Raw genomic sequence first — 18,725 nt, 5'->3', positions numbered from 1 at the left:
CTCTGTAGCGGATCTGGGGTGTGTGCTTGTCAGCGTTTTCGATCTTCTGGACTCATCGCGCGCGCCGTGCTCGGCGACGTTGGTCCGGTCATGGCGACCGGAAGGAGCCCGGAGTGCGGCAGGAGTGGGAGCCGGAGGATCTGATCGAGGTCTGGACGCTGCTTGAGGAGGACCAGGAGCGGCTGCGGAACAAGTCGGGTGCGAACCGGTTGGGGTTCGCGCTGTTGCTCAAGTTCACGGACGTGGCGATCGACCGGCAGTACATCGACACGCACGGCGCCTCCATTGTCGGGTTCGCATTCGCCTGGAGAAGTGGCAGAAGCGGCTCGCCGACGCCGACCGGCGGGCCCTGTCCCCGCTGTTCTGGACCCATGTGAACCCTTATCTGGACGAATTCCGTGCGCGGGTCCGGCTCAACTTCAAGTGCACCCTGATCAGACTGGCTCCGACTCCTGCCGCCTCCAGGTCGCCGAGGTCGAGCACCAGGCCCGCAGGATCGGGATCCGACCGGGCCGCTCTCCCCGGCGGAGCGCGGCCGTGCCGCCCCGTGGTCACCGACGTGACCGGTCCTCGCCGTCGCGCTGATCGTCGAGGCGGACAGTCAGGTCGGGCCAGTGCTCGGACCACCGCGCCAGATCGCCCGCGGTCAACGACCACCGCGAACGCAGGGCTTCGTCCGGCAGGAAGCGGACGCAGGTCCCCGTAGTCCCGTCGGCTTCGACGGGCTGCAGATCGGTCACCGGGACGCCGTGCTCATAGCGCTGGCTCCAGGATCCGTTGAGGCGGCGGTTGGTATGAATCAGCCACTCGCTGAGCGCTGCGACGACGGACATGCCGCGACGCGGATGTCCATCCGGAAGCCGCTCCGCCTCCGGGAGGTCGAAGAACCGAAGATCCTTCGTGGCCATGACCGGCTTCTTCACCACCTGGCCATGCTCATCGACCCGAGTGTCGGTGCCCCGTCCGTCATCCTTCACCGACACCGATCCGTCGGTATGCAGCGTGACCACACACCGTCCGCCGCCCCGGCTCGCTGCCTCGTCAGCGGCGTAAGCAGCGATCTCAAGAACAAGGTGTACTGGCCCGCCCGGAGCCAACTCTGCGGATCCCTGGCGGATCCGACCGAGATGGTCCGCGTCCACGATGCCGGCCCAATCGTGCGTGGTGTTGACCCAAGAAGCCCTTGATCCATCCATCCGACAAGTATCCGTCGGGCTCTCGTTCAGCCTGCCGAAACGAACCGCTCAGCAGTGATCGTCAGGGCCGGGCTCGGCGCTCTCTCCGAGATCGGCGAGGAGGCCGCGGATTCGGTCGGCGATGGCGTTGTGCCGTTCGACCTCGCGGGGCCAGCCGCGTTCGACGGCATCCTGGGCGAGTTCCTGCTCGCGGACGAGCCGGGACCGCAGGCGCGGTGCGTACTCGCTCGTGGTGAGGAACTTCGAACAGCGGAGGTAGAGGTCGCACTCGCAAGGCCCTTCGGCGGGTGCCCGCAGGCAGTGGCCGAGTTCGAGTTCGGTCTTGAAGAAGTTGGTCTTGAGCCAGTTCAGGGTGTCCTCGCCGATCCGGCTGGTCAGCAGTTCCTCGGCGGCCGGGCCCGCGATCCGTCCGCCGGCGGCGATGACTTTCTCGTACTGCTCCTTCAGGACGGGGTCGCTGATGTGGGAGTAAGTGGCCGACATCTGCGCGTTGCGGTGCCCGAGGATCGCCATGATCGTCTGGATCTGGGCGCCGCCTTCGGCGAGCTGGGTGCCGACCGTGTGGCGAAACCGGTGGGCGGTCACGGTGGGATTGCCGTCGCCGTCGACGAGCCCGGCCCTGCGGCAGGCGATCTCCAGGGCGTCCGCATAAAGGAAATGACGGCCCATGGGCTTGCCCCGCCGCATGAACACGTAGCGGACCGGCCGCTGGGCCCATGCGTCGTGGCGGGCCGCGGCGTTCGCTGCCTTGGCCGCGTCGATCAACTCGCGCAGGGCGTCCGCCGCCTGGGGGTGCAGGGGGACCATGCGCTCGGTGTAGGTCTTGCCGACCGGGATCCGCAGCCGCGGATAGCCGTCGGGGTAGGCGTCCAGGCAGTCCAGGGTCAGCCGTGCGATCTCCCCGCGCCGGGCGCCGCTCCAGCGCAGCAGGAGCAAAGCCGCTCGTTGGTGCGCATCTTCGAGTTCCTCGACCGCTTCCATGAGGCGGTCCAGCTCGTCCCGGGGGATGAACCGCGGCAGTGCGGAGGGGAGTTTGGGCATGTCCGAGCGGCCGAGCAGGGGTCTGCCCGGGGCGTCGCTCCAGCCCCACTGGCTGGTCTCGCGGAAGAACTGAAGCAGCGGGCTGAGGTAGGTGTAGCGGGACCGTGCCGTCAGCGGCCGTCCGGTGCGGGCGTTGATGTGTTCGTGCAGGTGGGCCATGAAGCCCTCGACGTGCCGGCGCTCCAGCTGGGTCATCGCATTGATGTCGGGGTGGGCCTGGGCGAGCCAGCGCAGGAAGTAGCGGAAGGCGTCGCGTGAGTGGCGGACCGACTCCGCGCGGTCGCTGGTCTGCAACCGTCCCGACAGCCAGCGCGTCACCGGCGCGGCGAGCGCCTGCGGCGTCTCGGGAGGGGTGAGTTCGGTTCGCCAGAGTTCGGCGGTCTTCAGGCCGTGGAACGGCGGCTCGGGGACCTGTCCGATGTTGAACAGCAGCACATGGACGCCGTGCAGCCTGGTCAGGCATGCCTTCTGGTAGATCTCGGCGAGCTGGTCCATGGGCATGCGGCGGCGTGCGTTGGAGACATGGCTGGCCCGCACGAACCCGGCCTCTGGCCGGGCGCAGTAGCGCTTGATCTCCTTGGCGAGCGCGGTGAGGTCGTCGAGCCGGATCGCGCGCAGATCGGGGTCGCCGCGCATCAGCAGAAGGCGGGTGAAGGTCCAGGTGAGGACGGACCGGCCGCTGACAGGCGCATAGCCGAGCTGGAGCATGCGGGGGGAGAGCGAATTGAGCAGATCCAGGTCCAGGCCGAGGCCGGCGGCGACCTTGGGGACGAACAGGCTGTCGAAGTTGCGGCTGAGGACGTAGTCGGCGTCCAGCCGGAGGCCGTGCACCAGTGACAGGTAGGCGAGGTAGGGGCCTGCCTCGTGGGACGGCCCGAGGCGTTTGCCTGGCTCGTGCGGATCGCGTCCGCGCAGGTCCAGGCGGACCAGCAGGGGCTCGGCGAACCAGTCCTCCAACTCCGGCCAGTGCTTGAGGAATCGGTTGTAGAAGTAGCGGCGGGACTTGATCGACGCCGGAGCGTCGGCGAACGTCGCGCGGACCCAGGCGAAGTACTCCTCCCTCGGCGCGTGGCACCGGCGGCGGTCCAGTTCCGGGGCGGGCGCCAGGGCGAGCGCGGTCACCGGTTGCCCTCCAGCGCGCGGGTGTAGTCGGCCAGCACGGCCTCGTCGGAGACCCGGGTATAAACCTTCGTCGACTCCGGCGACGCGTGTCCCAATCGCTTCTGCAGCGACAGCTCCCGCATCCCGCCCTCCCACATCGCGGTGGCGTGAGTGTGCCGCAGCGCGTGCGGCGTGGTCTCCGGCGTGCGCAGGCCGAGTTTGTCCAGCCGCCGCGCGAACAGTCGCACCACCGCGTCGTAGCCCAGCGGCTCCAGGCGGCGGGTGCCCTTTCCTCCGACCAGGAACACGAACGGGCTGGTCGCGTCGAGCGGGCGCTCGTGCATCACATAGCGGCTGACCGCGTCCAGGGTGCGAGGCTCGTGCAGGTCCACGACCCGTTCGGTGCGGGACTTGCCGCGGACCCCGCGCGGGTGGTCGTCGCGCTTGCGGACCGTCACCCGGCGGCGGCCGTAGGAGATGTCGTCCAGGTGCAGCGACAGCACCTCGCCCGGCCGCAGCCCGCCGTCCAGCATCAGCAGGAACACCGCCAGGTCCCGCAGCCGCTTCAAGCTGCCGATGAACTGCTCCAGCACCGCCTCGTCCACCGGACGCGGTAGTCGCTGCGGCTGCCTGACCGTCACCGTGCGGCGCATCGGCTGCTGACGGCTCGCTCGGCCCATGAACGGCTGATGCCGGTCCGGCACCCGGGCAAGTGCCGGGTCAAGGCGCTTCTGCATCGGGGAGTCGCCGTCGTACTCCTCGGCGACCACCGCCCAGTCGTAGAAGCTGGAGACCGCCGCCAGGATCCGATTCACCGTCGCCGGCGCGAGCAGACTGCCCGGCGCCTCCGGGCCGCCGACCACCACCGTCAGGCCCAGCCGCTGGGCCGGCCGCCGCGACGGTGCCCGCCGCAGGAACGCCAGCAGCCGCAGGGCATCCGGGCCCCGGAACTCGCACCAGTCCATGCCCTCAGCAGCGAGGAAGGTGAACAGGCGCCGCAGGTCGTACGCGTACGCGCAGATCGTGTGCGGCGAGAAACCCCGGTCGACCAGATGATCCAGAAACCGGCAGGCCGCCGCGACCGGCTCACCACTGCCGTCGACCAACCGGACTCGCCGTACGACGCCGCCATCGCGTTCCTTGACCACCCGCACACCGGCCTCCCCAATCCCGCACTCAGGTGGCCCAACGAACCCCGCACCTCGATCGCCACGGCGCCGGTTCAGGCGTCACTCGAAGGTGTCCAGATAAGGAGATCTACGGCCGGTCCGAGCTGGACATGAACTCCCACCTCGAATTGGCCGCAGCCGCGGCCGCGGCCAGGGTGCCCGGCCCCCGCCCCGCGCCCGGAGTGCCCACTGCCCAGTCGGCGGGCGGCTGGGCAGGCTCGGTCTGAACGACCGCCCGGCTCTCCTCGCTCCGGTACGACCGCATCAACTTCCTGGGCCGCTACTCGTACACCCGACCTCCGGCACCGGGCCTGCGGCAGTGGCGCGACCCGACCGCATGGCACAGGTGATCCTGCACGTCAGGGGATCTGGGCCTCGATGTAGGCGAGTTCGGCGGCGAGGATCTCTTCGAATGCGGCGCGACGATCTGCTCCGAGGGGGCGGATGTCACGGGCGAAGTGGGCCAGGGCGGGGAAGCGATCGGGATCGGCGCCGAGCACCGCGACGCGGAACTGCTCCATGCCCTGCTCGTACTCCTTGGGGGTGAGGGTGCTGATACCGGCCTCGGAGGCGATCAGCGCGGCGAGGAGGATCACGATGCGGTGGTATGGCACCGGGACCTCCTCGTCGGGCAGGCCGGACGCGCGCAGGGCCTGCAGCAACTCCTCCATGACCAATCGGGATCCGGTGCCGCCGGACCCGTAGCGTCCCCACACCGCGGCGAGTTGGGGCTGCTCGCCGAAGGCCTCGCGCAGGTGCAAGGCCAGGGCGGTGACGCGCTGCCTCCAGTCGCCCTCGGGGCGGTAGCCGTCCATGGCGGCCAGCAGGATCCGGTCGGCAACCGCGCGCAGCAGTTCGGTCTTGTTGCGGAAGTGCCGGTAGAGGCTGGAGGAGTCGGTCCCGAGCGCTGCGGCGAGTTTGCGCACGCTGAACGACTCGGCGTCGCTCGTGCGCAGCAGTTCCGCCGCCGTGTCCAGGATCTCCTCGCTCGACCATCGCCTTCGGCCAGTCATCTCGCCCCTCTCGTCCGGGCCCAGCCTAACCTATGCACTTGCTGATGCACGCAGTGCGTGCATAATGAGGTCAACGCACTGGCCGGCCACAACGACACACCCGGCATCCGGCCGGGAGGGGAGAAGGGCACATGAGCGATACCACTACCGCGACACGGCCGCCGGAGCCGGACTTCTCGGCGATCACGACGGAGGAACTGCGCGCCTACCGCGATGCGGAGAACGGCTTCCGGGCCTCCAGCGCGGCACGGACGATCCTCGGAGAGCCGGACACTGGCTCCACGATCGTCTGGCAGGAGCTCGCGCTGCCCGGCCGCGACTTACCGGTCCGGGTCTACCGGCCGACCCCGACCGGAGACGACGAAGCCGCAGCCCGAACCGACCTGCCACTCGTGGTCCATGTCCACGGAGGCAGCTTCGTGGGCACGGCGGTGCAGTGCGACTGGACCAACAGCCACCTCGCCGCGGGGCTGCACGCCCTCGTCGTCTCGGTCGAGCACCGCCTCGTCGCCCCGGACAGTCCGCTCGCGAACGCCGCCGACGACGGCTGGGACGTGCTGCAGCACGTGGTGCGGCACGCCGCCCAGTGGGGCATCGACCCGGCGCGCACGGCCGTCTTCGGTGAGAGCTGCGGCGCGCTGATCAGCGCGCTGACGGCCATCCGAGCCAGGGAGGCCGGCCTGAAGCTCAAGGCGCAAGTGCTGGTCAACCCCGCGGTCGACGTGACCGAGACGATGTTCGACTACCCCTCGATCGCCGAGTACGCATACAGCCCGACCCGAGCCCTGCCGCAACTGCGGCTCTTCCAGCGGCTCGCCGTCCCGCCGGGGGCCGACGCCCGCGCAGTCTCGCCGCTGTACGCGGACGACCTGAGCGGGCTCGCCCCGGCGCTCGTGGTGCTGCCCACCCAGGACGCGGTCGCCGACCACGGCCGCCGCTATGCCGAGCAGCTGCGCGAGGCAGGGACCTACGTGCGGCTCACCGAATACCCGGGAGCGCGACATGCGTTCCTCACCCTGCCCGGCCTGGAACCACAGGCCGAGGCCGCCCAGACGGAGATCCTCGCGTTCCTCCGCGCGGCCCTGGCGAAGTGACGGAGGAACGATGCACCCCACCCTCGAACACGACGGCCCGGCGGTCTCCCGACTTGGCCTCGGCTGCATGAGCATGACCGGCACCTACGGCCCCGCCGACCCGCACGAGGCCGCAGCCACCCTGCTGGAGGCCCTCGATTCGGGCGTGACCCTGTTCGACACCGGCGACTTCTACGGCGACGGAGCAAACGAGGAACTCCTCGGTCGGACCCTCGCACCGCACCGCGACCGCGCCGTGCTGGCCACCAAGACCGGAGTCCGGCGCACCGCCGAGGGCCTGGTGCCCGCCGGCTCACCCAACGATCTGCGGCGTGCCTGCGAAGCGTCGTTGCGACGTCTGCGCACCGAACACATCGACGTGTACTACCTCGCCCGCATCGACCCCGCCGTCCCCGTCGAGGAGTCCGTCGGCGCCCTGGCCGACCTGGTCGCCCAGGGCAAGGTGGGCCACATCGGCCTGTCCGAAGTCTCGGCCGCCACCCTCCGCCGCGCCCACGCCATGCACCCGATCAGCGCCGTCCAGACCGAGTACTCGCTGTGGGAACGCCATGTCGAAATCGACATCCTGCCCACGATCCGCAGTCTCGGCGCCACCCTGATCGCCTACAGCCCTCTCGGCCGCGGCCTGCTGACCGCGGCCGTCCGCGCCACCACGCGCTACGAACCCGACGACTTCCGCGCCACCGCTCCCCGGTACAACGGCGACGACCTCAAGGCCAATCTCGCCATCGTCGACGCCATCACCCACCTCGCCGCCGCCAAGAGCGCCACCCCCGCCCAGATCGCCCTCGCCTGGCTCCTCACCCGCGGCGGCCACGTCATCCCCATCCCCGGCAGCTCCCGCCGCCCCCACCTGCGCGACAACCTGGCCGCCCTCGACCTGCACCTGACCGCCACCGACCTCGGCGACATCGACGCCGCCGTCCCCGACGCCGGGGCCCAGGGGGCCCGGTACAGCGACCACGGCATCGCCCTGGTCGACCAATGAAGAGAACTGAGGAAGAACTGAAGAGTACTGACGAGAGAAGCACCCTGTTGACGCAACCACCCCTTGCACGAGGGCCGCTCGCAGCGATGTACGTGGGCCTTGCGCTCACTGTCCTCGCGACGATCGCCACGTACGTCGACCGCAGCACCACCCATCTGCTGGCCGATCACATCCGGGCCGGCTATCCCGATTACTCCCAGGCGCGGGTCGACTCGGCCGTCACCACCTACCTGGTCGTGTCGTCCGTCATCGGAGCGCTCGGCGTCCTTGGCTGGCTCACGGCGGCCTGGGCCGTCAAGGCAGGCAAGCGGTGGGCCCGCCCCGTCGCGACCGTGATGTTCGTGCTCGGCGCCAGCGCCGGACTGGCCGGGCTGCTGACCAAGGACACCTCCGGCGCGACCGGACTGCCGCCGGAGCTGGGCTGGGCCGGGATGATTCCCTGTCTGGCGGGCGTTTTCGCGGTCACCTCGCTGTGGAGAAGAAGGCGACCGACGTGACGACGGCTCCGTTCGACTCCGCACGCAACCATCGCGACCGTACAGAGCCGCACCAACACGAGCCACGACCACCGCGCACCATGGAGGACGACACAGTGCAGCGAATCGGCATCATAGGAGTGGGCGAGATCGGCAAGGCCATCGTCGAGGGCCTGCGCAGCGGGGGCGGTGCGTCGCCGGAGGTCTTCCTCTCTCCCCGGGGAGCCCGCGTCGCCGCCGAACTGTCCGAGCGCTTCGAGGGCGTCCAGGTGTGCGCCGACAACCAGGAGGTGGTGGACCGCTCCGAATCGGTGATCATTGCCGTGCGCCGCCAGGACCACCACGAGGCGCTCGCCGGGCTGAAGATGGACGACGACAAGACCGTGGTCAACCTGATGGCCGGCGTCGCCATCGACGACCTGCGTCGAACCCTCGCCACCGGCGCCCCGATCGTCCGCGCCATCCCGCTGCCCGCCGTGCGCGAGCGTCGCTCCGTCACCGTGACCTGCCCCTCGCACCCGGTGGCGGACGCTCTCTTCGAACAGCTGGGCGGGGCGCTGCCCGTCGCGGACGAGGACGCCTTCAACGTCTTCTCCGCACTGACCGGGACCCTCACCGCCCACTACGCCTACCTCGCCACGCTCACCTCGTGGGCCACCGGCCACGGCATCGCCCCCGACGCCGCCGACCGGTATGTGCGCGGCCTCTTTCAGAACGTCGGCCGCTCACTGAATGACGAGAGCCGCCCTCTGCATCAGCTTGCTGCCGACCACGAGACGCCCAAAGGGAACAACGAGCGGATCCGCACCACGTGGTTCGATCCGGCCATCGCCGCAGCCCTCAAGGAGGCCCTGGACGGCCTCCTCTCCGATCTGAAGTAACAGGAGCCGCTCGCGGACCTGGCAAGCATCCGCGTCGTGTGCTGTGTCGTCGATCCCGAACTCGCCCGCGTGCACATCACCCGCCGAGCCGCCGAAATGCCTTGGCGCGCCGTTCACGCGGACGCCGATCTCCTGCACCGCATCGCGGAGGGGAAACAGCCGATCGAGTCGTGGGTCCCGGTTTCGCTGGGCGTCCCCTGCCTGGTCGTGGACACCACACAAGGCTGGAAGCGGTCCCTGGACCGGGTCGTCGAATTCGCCATGCTCAGGAGATCGCCCGCAGGCGGGCCGGGGCCAGTTGGGTGAGCTGGTCGAGGTGGGCAGCGGTGTCCTCGTCTGCGGGGAGCAGGACGAGGAGCTGCTGGGCGTCGGCGGTGAAGTCCAAGGTCTCGCGCAGCAGGTGGAGTTCGGGCCCGGCCGGGTGCTGGAGGCGGAGCGGGCCGCGGCGGGGGACGCGGTGGGTGCCCAGGCGGCGGGTGAACTCGGGGCCTGCCACGGGGGCGAGTTCGGTGCTGAGCCACTCGGAGTTCTCGGCCGAGGGGCCGAGCCAGAGGTCGAATGCCTGCTCGTCGGCGACCTCGTCCCAGTCGGGGAAGAGGGTGCGGGAACGGGGGTCGGTGAAAACGTAGCGGGTGAGGTTCGGAGCCGGGACGTCGAGCAGGCCGGCCGCGCCGAGGACGGCGGCGTAGCCGCAGGTGTGGGCGAGGATGTCGCCGAGGCGGTTGGTGACGGCGGCGACGCCCGGTTCGAGCAGGCGCAGGGTCTCGTGGACGGCCGGGCGGACATCGCGGGGCGGCGGGGCGGGCCGGGTGCGGCCGGCGCAGGCGCCGCCGGTGATCTTCGCGAGGTAGCGCAGGTGGCCGCGCTCGGCGGGGTCGAGGCTGAGGGCGTCGGCGAGCGCGTGGACCACGGCCGGGGAGGGGTTGCGGTCGCGGCCCTGCTCCAGCCGGGTCAGGTACTCGACGCTGATGCCGGCGCGGACGGCCAGGTCGGAGCGGCGCAGCCCGGGCGAGCGGCGGCGGCCGTGGTCGGGCAGGCCGAGCGTCTCGGGCTGGATGCTGTCGCGCTTGGCGCGGATGAAGTCCCCCAGTGGTGTGCCCATGCGGCGAGCGTAACGGTTGACGGCAGCACGGAGGGTGGCCCTGCGGGGGCCAGCCTGGGCACGGTCTGGTTGCGGCCGGCGGGCGGACCGATGGTGGTGGCTATGGAGAAGAACACGCACAAGCTGGTGATCCTCGTCGGCAGCGTCCGGGAGGGCCGGTTCGGCCCGGTGGTGTCCTCGTGGGTGGCCGAACAGGCCGTCGCGCACGGCGGGTTCGAGGTGGAGGTGGTCGACCTGGCCGGGGTGGACCTCCCGCTGGCCCTGCCCGCCGCCCCGCCGAAGTTCGCGGGCGCCGACTACCCCCGCCCGGCCGGGATGGCCGGGCTGACCGAGGCCCTGGAGGGCGCGGACGCCTTCCTGATCGTCACGCCGGAGTACAACCACAGCTACCCCGCCTCGCTGAAGGCCGCCATCGACTGGCACTTCACCCAGTGGACGGCCAAGCCGGTCGCCTTCGTGAGCTACGGCGGCGCGGCCGGCGGCCGGCACGCCGTGCTGCACCTGGAGAACGTGCTGACCGAGCTGCACGCGGTGACCATCCGGGACGGCCTGGCCTTCCCGAACTACTTCACCGCCTGGACGGACGGCCGCCCGGACGACCCGCAGGCGGCCGGCTACGCCAAGACCATGCTCGACCAACTGTCCTGGTGGGCAGGCGCGTTGAAGCACGCGCGGGCCGCCGAACCGTACCCGGCGTGAGTGGGGGAACGATGGAGTACGTCAAGCTCGACGGCACCGACCTGACGGTCAGCCGGATCGCGCTCGGCTGCATGGGATTCGGCGGCAGCGGCCGCGGGCACAACCCGTGGGCGCTCGACGAGGAGGCCGCAGCGGCGGTCTTCCGGCGGGCGGTCGAGCTCGGCATCACCTTCTGGGACACCGCCAACGTGTACGGCGGCGGTGCCTCGGAGGAACTGGTCGGCCGCGCGGTCCGGCAGTACACCCGGCGCGAAGACGTCGTCCTCGCGACGAAGGTGGGCCTGCCGATGCACGACGGCCCGGGCGCTCCGGACTGTCCCGCGAGGCGATCCTGGCGCAGGTGGACGGCTCGCTGACCCGCCTCGGCACCGACTACCTGGACCTCTACCAGCTGCACCGTTTCGACCCGGCGACCCCGGTCGAGGAGACCGTGGCGGCCCTGCGGGAGGTGGTGGCGGCCGGGAAGGTCCGGTACGTCGGCGCCTCCTCGATGTGGGCCTGGCAGTTCGCCAAGCTGCAGCACACCGCGGCGCGGGACGGCGGCCCGGCCTTCGTGTCGATGCAGCACCAGTACAGCCTGGTGCAGCGCGAGGAGGAGAGGGAGATGTTCCCGCTGCTCGCCGACCAGGGGGTGGGCAGCCTGGTGTGGTGCCCGCTCGCCTCCGGGCGGCTGGCCCGCCCGTACGGACAGGCGACGGCCCGCTCGGCCGGGGATCCGGTCGCCAGGCGGTTCTTCGCGGACGTCGACCGGCCGATCGTGGACTCCGTGCAGTGCGTCGCGGGGGCCCGGGGCCTGCCGATGGCGCAGGTTGCGCTCGGCTGGGTGCTGGGCAACCCGGTGGTCACCGCCCCGGTCGTCGGCGCGACCCGCCCGGGACACCTGGACGACGCGGCGGCCGCGCTGGACGTCCGGCTGACCGGCGACGAACTAGCGGCGCTGGAGCATCCGTACACGCCCCGGCTGCCCACCGGGTTCTGAGCACGCCCAGGCGCACCACGACTTCGCCGCCCTCACCGGCAGCGAGGTTCCTGAACCGCGCACAGACGCCAAGGCCCTAACGACACGCTGAGTTACTTGTCACTTCGCGGCAGCTTCGGGAGAACAGGGCCAGGGACGGAGTATTGCCGATCTGCATGAAGGCGGCGCTGGCGTCGGTGAACGGCGCGTCGGCCGGGGACGGCTCGTCGGCGGCCGCGCTGCGCAGCGATGCGGCGACCGCGAAGGTGCCGTTGTCCCAGGCGTCTTCGAGGCTGTCATGGCCGGAGCAGTCCGGGGTGGGAAGGCGTTCGGCGATGGTCGCAGCCTCCAGGAACACCGCCTTCCTCGACGCCGGCGGTGACGTGGTCACCTCGTGCCCGTACGCGCGGGCGGCTTCTTCCCAGGTGACCCAGGTCCATGCGTCGTAGTCGCCGGTCGGCCAGCCGACGGCACGGCCGAGGGTCTCCCAGATGCCTCCCGAGCCGACCGTGAGCCGTGACTTGCTCACGGACGCCTGGAGTCTCGCCCCGGCCCCGGCCGCCGAACCGGGCGACACCACCGCCGGGACCGCGCCGACGACTCCGACGGCCACGGCCCCGGCCGACGACGACCAGGCGGTGGGACTGCGCGAGGCCCACCGGCACCACCTGCCGGACATCACCCTCGCCGCGCTGCGTTACGCCCGCGCCAACGACAGGACCTTCCCTGCCCCGGTCGACAAGCGCGGCGCCGAACTCCTGTACCGCGTCGGCGACCTCAAGCGCTGGGTCCGCAACCGGCCCCGCGCCGCCTCCGGCACCACCGACCTGGACTGACAGCCCCGGCCCGTCAGACGACTGCCGAAGTCCGCGAAATGGGCCGTGTCCGGTCCGGCCGACACGCTTCCCCCGGTTCACCACGCATCGCACAGAAGAGGAACACCGCACCATGAAGAAGACCGCGCTCCCGAAGATGCTGAGCTTCGCCGCCCCCGACCTGCGCGAGCAGATAGAGGCGCTCCCCGCCTCGACCGCGCTCATCGGCATCAGCACCGACGGACGGGCCATCGCCGTCGACCTGGACGCCGAATGCCCGCACGTCCTGGTCTGCACCGCCAGCGGCGGCGGCAGCACCACGATCCTGCGCTCCCTCACCGCCCAGTTCCTGTACCAGGGCGCCCTTCTTGCTCCTCCCCACCTGGCAGGCCGACGGCCCGGCACGGCGGCCCACCTCGCTAGCAGCCCGACGGCGCCCACAGAGACGCCGGCGGGGGCCGATTCCGGGGGCTGCCAGACGCGCCGCTAGCCGCTAGCGGTGCAGGTCAACTACGGTTTCAGCCGCTAGAGCGTTTCGTTTAGATCATCGGATCGTTGGTCCGGGTGTGCCGTTGACTGACGCGCAGTGGGCGCGGATCGAGCCGTTACTCCCGGATCGGACGCCGAAGCGGGGCGGCCGCTGGAGGGATCACCGAGAGGTGATCGACGCGATCGCCTTCAAGTTCCAGACCGGAACGCAGTGGGTGCACCTGCCCGAGAAGTACGGCAACTGGCGCGGTGTCTACAACCGGCTGCGGATGTGGGCCGTCGACGGCACATGGGAGCGCGTGTTCACCGGGCTGATGGCCCAGGCCGACGCCGACGAAGACCTCAACTGGGCTGTCTCGGTGGACTCCACGATCGTGCGAGCCCACCAGCATGCGGCAGGGGCCCGCAAAAAGGGGCCCCGGCCGGCGAACCTGACGACCACGCCATCGGCCGGTCCCGCGGCGGACTGACGACGAAGATCCACCTCGCCGCTGACAGAAACTGCCGCCCCCTGGCCTTCCATCTCACCGCCGGCCAAGCCGGCGACGCACCCGCCTTCACTCAGGTGATGGCTCGCCTGCGCGTTCCCCGCCAGCGCGGACGACCCCGCACCAGGCCGGACGTAATCCTGGCCGACAAGGCCTATTCATCCCGCGCGATCCGCGAACATCTGCGCAGGCGCGGCATCCGAGCGGTGATCCCCATTCCGGCAGACCAATGCGGCCATCGCTTGCGACGAGGCAGCCGCGGCGGCAGGCCGCCGTCCTTCGATCGGGAGATCTACAAGCAGCGCAACACCGTCGAACGGTGCATCAACCGCCTCAAGCAGTGGCGCGGCATCGCCACCCGCTACGAGAAGACCGCGACCATCTACCTGGCCGGACTCCACATCGCGGGCATCTTCCTCTGGTCCGCAAGATGATCCAAACGAAAGCCCCTAGCCTTCACCGCGTTCCGGGGGACGGCGGCACTCGGGTGAGGTACCCGTCGAAGAGACGTACCGTCGTACACGTTGCCGGACGGGCCACAGAGTTGACGGCTTCGCGCAGGCGTTACGGCACGGGCGCAGGGCTCACAACTCCTGTCGCGAGGGGGCGTGCGCCTGTGCGCTGGGCCCCCGGGGAGTATCCGGGTGTGAGGGTGGGGGAGCATCTGCTCAGCTGTTGCTCGTCTGTGAGGGGTTGTCATGGGTTCGCTTGGTCGCGTTGTCCCGTCGCTGGTGGTTTTGTCTTGTCTTGTGTTGGTGGGGTGTTCGTCTTCCGGGTCGCATGCGGGTGGGGGGTCCGCGGGGAAGAACGGTGCGTCGGCTGCCGGGCCGTCGAATACGGCGGGGGCTGCGGGGTCGGTGGGGGAGATCCCGGTGGGTGCGGGGCCGCAGTCGTCGTACACGGTGCAGGCCCAGCCGCCCGCGGGCAGTTGCCACTACCGCATGGAGAACGGTGAGCCGCTTGAGGACCTGAAGTGCACGCCGGGGGCGACGTCTCCGGCGGTCACGCAGGCGAATCTGGTGACGACGATCTGCCGCAAGGGCGGCTACACGAAGAACATCCGGCCGCCGGAGGCGGTGACCGGCAAGGAGAAGCGGCTGAACGCCGCCTCCTACGGCTACACCGGCAAGATGGGTGACGCCGAGTACGACCACCTCATCAGCCTCCAGCTCGGCGGGGACCCGAACGACGCCCGCAATCTGTGGGTGGAGCCGGCCGATCCGGGCCACAAGCCGGGCTCGGGGGTGAACAACCTGAAGGACCCGGTGGAGACCAAGCTGCACACGGCGGTCTGCTCGGGCAAGGTCACCCTGAAGGCCGCGCAGAACGCCATCGTCACCGACTGGACCACCGCACTGAGCAAGCTCGGGCTGGCTGCCTGACGGCCCGAGCTGCCAGGCGGCGGTGCGAAGTGAGCTGCCACAAGGAGCCGTTGAGGGGCTGAGCGGACGGTGCCCAGCCCCGCGGCACGCAGCTACAGGGTGCCCTTGAGCTGACGAGCACCGCGGGGAGACGCTCCTGCTGTCGTCCGCGCTGGGCGTCTGCACGGACTGATTGGGTGCCTCAGCGCTGTGCGCCGGTGGTTCGCGCGGGGCTGGTTGCCGAGCGGGTGGCCGGAGTGGGCACTGGCTGACCGTCCTGGCAACACCGGTGCTCTGTATCACTCCGTATGCGATGGTGCACGGGCATCGGCGGGCACAGGGATGCGGGATCGGCTGCGTAAGGTGGAAACAGCGGAGCGCGTCTGGAGACTGCATGAGCGAGAGCTTTGATCCGGTGATCACCCCTGATCTCGAGCCGAGGCCAGATACGGGCGAGCCCACGTGCGGCTACGCAGACGATGACGGCTCCGGCGTCAGGAGCGCTGAACCATGCGGCCGTTCCGGTACCTGGCACATCGCCTGGCGACTGGCCACTGAACTCCACGGCGCGCAGTGCAGCTTCGTGTGCGACGTGCACATGGAGGCCGTCGCCCACCACTTCGTATTCGCCGACCGGCATCAGGTTGGTCCGAACTGTGCAATGCCCGGAACACTCTGGTTCAGGAGTTGGATGGGCAAGGCAGAGTGCGCAGTGGTTCTGTGACCGCAGGGAAATCGCCCGCAGCGGCACTCTGAGTCCGAGTGAAACCGGGGTGAACTGCACCACCCAGCCGAGCGAGACCCGCGTCGTGTGGCGGGCAGGAGTCCCCGGCCGGACGGGGCTTCGCCCGAGCCCGGAGTGGAATCGCGTTGGGGCGAGTCGCCAACGGACAACGGTCGCGGTGAGTCGCTGCGTGCCGAAGATCTTGGGGCAGGTACGCGGTGGTCGGCGGGCGAGGGCGTCGATGTACCGTCGCGCGAGGCTGGGCCCGTGGCCCGGCCGGGTCGGGTTCGGCGGTGAGGGCGTTGACGAGGCGCCCGAGGAACGAGCCGGCTCGGATCATCAAGCATCCCTTGATGCAAGAGGGGCGGCCGGTGACTGTCGCACAGCGGGGCTGTGGGTGCCTGCGCCGCGACGTGGGTCGGGTCGCAGGCACCCGCAGCATCAGGAGGCCTCGGCGGCCTGGCCTTGCCGGATGCGGTCGAGCAGGCCCTGGTGGTAGGCCGCGAGGTCGCCGTCCGGGACGGGCACGGGGCTGCCGGTGAGGGTGTACCACTCCTCGGCGCCGGTGTATTGGACGCAGACGCGCGCGGTGCGCCCGTCAGCACCGAGATCTGTGCGTACGGTCAGTTCGCCGGTGATGACGCCGACGTTGTCGGTCATCACCCCGCCAGGCCCTGCTGTGACCTGGTCCTGGTACGAGATGGTCCTGGGGCTGTCGGTCATGCGTCGCAGGTGTCCAGCATCTCGTTCAGCTTGTTCTTCTCTGCCTCGGTGATGTTGAGGTGGTAGGTGTACTTCACGTGTGTCCAGGCGCGGGAGTAGGTGCACCAGTAGGAGTGCAGCGGGGGTGCCCACTGGTCGGGGGACTGGTCGCCCTTTTGCCGGTTGCTGGAGGCGGACACGGCGATCAGCTGGGGTTCGATGAGGTCGTTGGCGAACTTCCGCCGCAGCGCGGTGTCCCACTCGTCCGCGCCGGAGCGCCAGGCGTTGGCCAGGGGCACCATGTGGTCGATGTCGAGCTGGCCGGCGGCGGTGAAGGTCCTGCCGTCGTAGGCGCTGACCCAGCTGCCGGAGACCGCCCGGCACTGCTGGTCCTGGACGACGTCCTTGCCGTCTCGTTTGAGGACGACCTCGCGGGTGTCGCAGGTGCCGTACTGGATGATCCAGTGCGGGAACTTCGCCCGTGAGTAGTCGGTCATCGGATGCGGGGCGGCGACGTTCAGCTCGCCGAGTTCCTTGCGGACGATCTCGGCGGGCGGCGGCTCGGGAAGGTCCCGGCGCAGTGTTGTGGTGCCGGCCGTGGTGTACGCGGGCGCTGCAGTGGCGGCGGGGGCGGTGACGGGGGCGAGCAGCACGGCGGTGGCCGCGGCCACCAGGGCGAGCTTCGCATTGATCTGGCGCATGCCTTGACCTCTCTCGATCCGGCAAGAGGGTGCCGGATCAAGAGAGTTAGCGTCCTTCACGCTCCTGGTATCGGTGTACCTGAGCGGCTTCACCCGGATGGCTGGCGGAGGTTCACCGGAGAAACGACCCTCCGCCTCGCGCGAGTGATCGAGGTTCCGGGCACCCCGTAGGCCTGACGTCGGCTGCCGCGTGGACCTGGCCGACGGCTAGCCGGGGATGCCTGTCATGGTCAGGGAACCGGCTGGGTCAGGTGGCGGAGCATGACGGCGTAGTTGGGGCTGTCGGGGAAGGGCTGCCTTTGGCCGACCAGGGCGTAGCCCCATGTTTCGTAGAGGGCTTGGACCTTGGGGTGGTCGGGGTCGACCAGGAGCACGGCCAGCGCCTCGGGCCGGTCTGCGATGAGCGCGGCGTGCAGGCGTTCGGCGGTGCCGGTCTTGCGCCAGCGCGGGCGCACCATCAGCTCGGAGACGCTGAAGGTCGAGTCGTCGGCCGGGGGTTCGGTGAGGTGCTCGCTCCACCATTCGCGGCCGGGTGCGGCCGGGGCCCCGTAGGCGAAGCCGACCGGCTCGGCATCGTCGTAGGCGATGACGCAGGCGTAGCCGGGGTTGCTGCCCCAGTGGTCGATGAACCAGGGGAAGCGCTGGTTGAACTCGTCGTCCATCTCGTCGGCGTAGGCGTCCGCGTGTACGTCCAGGAGGGTCTGACGGATAGCGGGCAGGTCCGCGTGGCCGAAGCGGCGCAGTTCGGCCCCGTACTGCACTGGCCGATCACCAGCCGCACCACCTTGCGCGACGGCCTGTACCAGTACGACGCGATTGGCAGTCGCGCAGGAACCCGAGATCGCCTTCGCCGCAGCCATCTCCGGGCCCTGGAACATCCATGCCGTCGCACACACCCGGGACCTCGACGAACTGTTCGAGTTCACCTCGGAACGCATCGGGTCCCTGACCGGACTGCAGAGCATGGAGGTCTCACCCGTGCTGAAGTACGTCAAACAGGCCGGCACCCGCCTCTTGGACGATCGCCTCGTCGAGCCGTCCAGCGCTCGCACGCGACGCTGAGCTTGTCCTTTATGGTCTGAGTCGGTTTCGGTCGGTGATATTCGCGGGCCGTTTCACGGTCTTGCCCACGTCGTAGCGGGTGGCGGGCCGCCGGTTCTTCGATCCAAGTGGCCGTCCTGGTCTTGCGGTCGCCGAAGTGCCAGCTGCCCATCTCGATGAGGTCGGTGACCACCCGGCGGAGCTGGACAGCGATGACCTCAGCGACGTCGTCCTCGGGTTCGAGACGTAAGGCGTCCAGGAGCTGGCACCAGGACGTCCGGCCCGACTCGAGGGCGGCGACGAACGAGTACGGCCAGCCGGGAATGAACTGGTCCGAGGACCGTCCGCTGCGCCCGTAGACGTGGCAGAACAGGCGGTCCGCGCTGGTCGGCGCGTCGGGGCGGAGCCAGTTGCTGACGTCGACCGCCAGGACCAGGCGTCCGTCGGCGGCCCGCGGCATCGGCAGACCGGCCAGCACCTGCCTCAGCCGGGGCACATCCGCGTTCCCGCTGTTCACCGCCTCGTACATCGCGCCGTGCCCACGTCGGTGCTCGGCCACCGACGTTAGGTCCACCGGCGACGTCACCGGGCCATCCGCGCACAGCAACGCGTCCACGAGCTCGAACAGCTCGTCCCCACGCAGGGTCAGGCAGTCGAATGAGTCCTCCCGGATTCCTAATGCTGTG

General features: G+C 70.1%; 21 protein-coding genes and 2 pseudogenes. 13 read left to right on the top strand and 10 right to left on the bottom strand.

The genetic code is table 11. The features are described from left to right. The first annotated feature begins 113 nt into the window (after positions 1-113). Positions 114-377, top strand: coding sequence for a hypothetical protein (locus tag A6P39_RS00475; RefSeq protein ID WP_067040300.1), 264 nt, complete (start codon positions 114-116; stop codon positions 375-377). Between the two features lie 174 nt (positions 378-551). On the opposite strand, the gene A6P39_RS00470 is transcribed toward A6P39_RS00475, so the two are convergent. The 4 genes from A6P39_RS00470 to A6P39_RS00455 all read right to left on the bottom strand — a co-directional run bounded on the left by A6P39_RS00470 (position 552) and on the right by A6P39_RS00455 (position 5,520). Next, the gene (locus A6P39_RS00470) at positions 552-1,010 is read right to left on the bottom strand and encodes a hypothetical protein (protein WP_234378749.1); all 459 of its coding nucleotides are present in this window, start codon (positions 1,008-1,010) and stop codon (positions 552-554) included. Positions 1,011-1,244: 234 nt separating this feature from the next. Beyond that, positions 1,245-3,359, bottom strand: a complete 2,115-nt coding sequence (locus tag A6P39_RS00465; protein ID WP_199840693.1) for a tyrosine-type recombinase/integrase — start codon at positions 3,357-3,359, stop codon at positions 1,245-1,247. Beyond that, positions 3,356-4,492, bottom strand: a complete 1,137-nt coding sequence (locus A6P39_RS00460) for a tyrosine-type recombinase/integrase (protein ID WP_234378750.1) — start codon at positions 4,490-4,492, stop codon at positions 3,356-3,358. Before A6P39_RS00460 ends, A6P39_RS00465 begins: the two co-directional genes overlap by 4 nt. 374 nt (positions 4,493-4,866) lie before the next feature. Further along, positions 4,867-5,520, bottom strand: coding sequence for a TetR/AcrR family transcriptional regulator (locus A6P39_RS00455; RefSeq protein WP_067040305.1), 654 nt, complete (start codon positions 5,518-5,520; stop codon positions 4,867-4,869). Positions 5,521-5,651: 131 nt separating this feature from the next. Here A6P39_RS00455 and A6P39_RS00450 point away from each other — a divergent pair, with 131 nt between their 5' ends. From A6P39_RS00450 to A6P39_RS00435, 4 genes are all read left to right on the top strand, one after another. After that, positions 5,652-6,614 carry an alpha/beta hydrolase gene (locus A6P39_RS00450; protein WP_067040308.1) on the top strand — a complete coding sequence of 321 codons (963 nt, stop codon included), beginning with the start codon at positions 5,652-5,654 and terminating at the stop codon, positions 6,612-6,614. Between the two features lie 10 nt (positions 6,615-6,624). Beyond that, positions 6,625-7,602, top strand: a complete 978-nt coding sequence (locus tag A6P39_RS00445; RefSeq protein ID WP_067040311.1) for an aldo/keto reductase — start codon at positions 6,625-6,627, stop codon at positions 7,600-7,602. A gap of 86 nt (positions 7,603-7,688) precedes the next feature. Further along, a complete protein-coding gene (locus tag A6P39_RS00440; RefSeq protein ID WP_199840694.1) occupies positions 7,689-8,099 on the top strand; it encodes a hypothetical protein in 411 nt (136 codons plus the stop codon). An 80-nt stretch (positions 8,100-8,179) separates the two neighbouring features. Then, positions 8,180-8,959 (top strand): NAD(P)-binding domain-containing protein, encoded by a 780-nt coding sequence (locus A6P39_RS00435; RefSeq protein WP_067040314.1) that lies wholly within the window; start codon positions 8,180-8,182, stop codon positions 8,957-8,959. Positions 8,960-9,224: 265 nt separating this feature from the next. On the opposite strand, the gene A6P39_RS00430 is transcribed toward A6P39_RS00435, so the two are convergent. Then, positions 9,225-10,061: a helix-turn-helix domain-containing protein gene (locus A6P39_RS00430; protein WP_067040320.1), complete on the bottom strand. Its 837-nt coding sequence runs from the start codon at positions 10,059-10,061 to the stop codon at positions 9,225-9,227. Between the two features lie 102 nt (positions 10,062-10,163). Between A6P39_RS00430 and A6P39_RS00425 the strand changes: the two genes are divergently transcribed. Together A6P39_RS00425 and A6P39_RS00420 are read left to right on the top strand one after the other, a co-directional pair. Then, a complete protein-coding gene (locus A6P39_RS00425; protein WP_067040323.1) occupies positions 10,164-10,760 on the top strand; it encodes an NADPH-dependent FMN reductase in 597 nt (198 codons plus the stop codon). Positions 10,761-10,771: 11 nt separating this feature from the next. Next, positions 10,772-11,739, top strand: a pseudogene (locus A6P39_RS00420) (aldo/keto reductase). A 76-nt stretch (positions 11,740-11,815) separates the two neighbouring features. Here A6P39_RS00420 and A6P39_RS00415 read toward each other — a convergent pair. Then, positions 11,816-12,247, bottom strand: a complete 432-nt coding sequence (locus A6P39_RS00415) for a hypothetical protein (protein WP_067040326.1) — start codon at positions 12,245-12,247, stop codon at positions 11,816-11,818. On the opposite strand from A6P39_RS00415, the gene A6P39_RS00410 reads away from it, so the two are divergent. The 5 genes from A6P39_RS00410 (at position 12,228) to A6P39_RS00390 (ending at position 15,595) form a co-directional block, all read left to right on the top strand. Further along, positions 12,228-12,554: a hypothetical protein gene (locus tag A6P39_RS00410; protein WP_234378751.1), complete on the top strand. Its 327-nt coding sequence runs from the start codon at positions 12,228-12,230 to the stop codon at positions 12,552-12,554. The two genes, A6P39_RS00415 and A6P39_RS00410, sit on opposite strands and share 20 nt — an antisense overlap. 112 nt (positions 12,555-12,666) lie before the next feature. After that, positions 12,667-13,023 (top strand): hypothetical protein, encoded by a 357-nt coding sequence (locus A6P39_RS00405; protein WP_067040332.1) that lies wholly within the window; start codon positions 12,667-12,669, stop codon positions 13,021-13,023. 61 nt (positions 13,024-13,084) lie between these two features. Further along, positions 13,085-13,944 (top strand): IS5 family transposase gene (locus A6P39_RS00400; protein ID WP_443053044.1). Its coding sequence is split into 2 segments (ribosomal slippage): positions 13,085-13,439 and positions 13,439-13,944, totalling 861 coding nucleotides; the frame shifts between segments, so codons are not numbered across the junction. 264 nt (positions 13,945-14,208) lie between these two features. Beyond that, positions 14,209-14,892: a hypothetical protein gene (locus A6P39_RS00395; protein ID WP_067040340.1), complete on the top strand. Its 684-nt coding sequence runs from the start codon at positions 14,209-14,211 to the stop codon at positions 14,890-14,892. A gap of 373 nt (positions 14,893-15,265) precedes the next feature. Beyond that, positions 15,266-15,595, top strand: coding sequence for a hypothetical protein (locus A6P39_RS00390; RefSeq protein ID WP_159395958.1), 330 nt, complete (start codon positions 15,266-15,268; stop codon positions 15,593-15,595). Between the two features lie 441 nt (positions 15,596-16,036). Here the strand turns inward: A6P39_RS00390 and A6P39_RS00385 are convergent, their stop codons facing one another. The 3 genes from A6P39_RS00385 to A6P39_RS00375 form a co-directional block, all read right to left on the bottom strand. After that, positions 16,037-16,318: a hypothetical protein gene (locus A6P39_RS00385; protein ID WP_067040343.1), complete on the bottom strand. Its 282-nt coding sequence runs from the start codon at positions 16,316-16,318 to the stop codon at positions 16,037-16,039. Further along, positions 16,315-16,998 (bottom strand): GmrSD restriction endonuclease domain-containing protein, encoded by a 684-nt coding sequence (locus A6P39_RS00380; RefSeq protein WP_079133164.1) that lies wholly within the window; start codon positions 16,996-16,998, stop codon positions 16,315-16,317. Before A6P39_RS00380 ends, A6P39_RS00385 begins: the two co-directional genes overlap by 4 nt. Before the next feature lie 230 nt (positions 16,999-17,228). Further along, positions 17,229-17,759, bottom strand: coding sequence for a GNAT family N-acetyltransferase (locus tag A6P39_RS00375; RefSeq protein WP_067040346.1), 531 nt, complete (start codon positions 17,757-17,759; stop codon positions 17,229-17,231). A 55-nt stretch (positions 17,760-17,814) separates the two neighbouring features. Between A6P39_RS00375 and A6P39_RS00370 the strand changes: the two genes are divergently transcribed. After that, positions 17,815-18,060 carry an Lrp/AsnC ligand binding domain-containing protein gene (locus A6P39_RS00370; RefSeq protein WP_067040349.1) on the top strand — a complete coding sequence of 82 codons (246 nt, stop codon included), beginning with the start codon at positions 17,815-17,817 and terminating at the stop codon, positions 18,058-18,060. A 124-nt stretch (positions 18,061-18,184) separates the two neighbouring features. Here the strand turns inward: A6P39_RS00370 and A6P39_RS00365 are convergent. Continuing rightward, positions 18,185-18,712: pseudogene (locus A6P39_RS00365) on the bottom strand (transposase); the annotation flags it as partial. Positions 18,713-18,725: the final 13 nt, after the last annotated feature.

Source organism: Streptomyces sp. FXJ1.172 (genome assembly GCF_001636945.3).
Classification (GTDB): domain Bacteria; phylum Actinomycetota; class Actinomycetes; order Streptomycetales; family Streptomycetaceae; genus Streptomyces.
The sequence above is the reverse complement of the archived record's forward strand: the minus strand, read 5'-3'. Positions and strand labels throughout refer to the sequence as shown.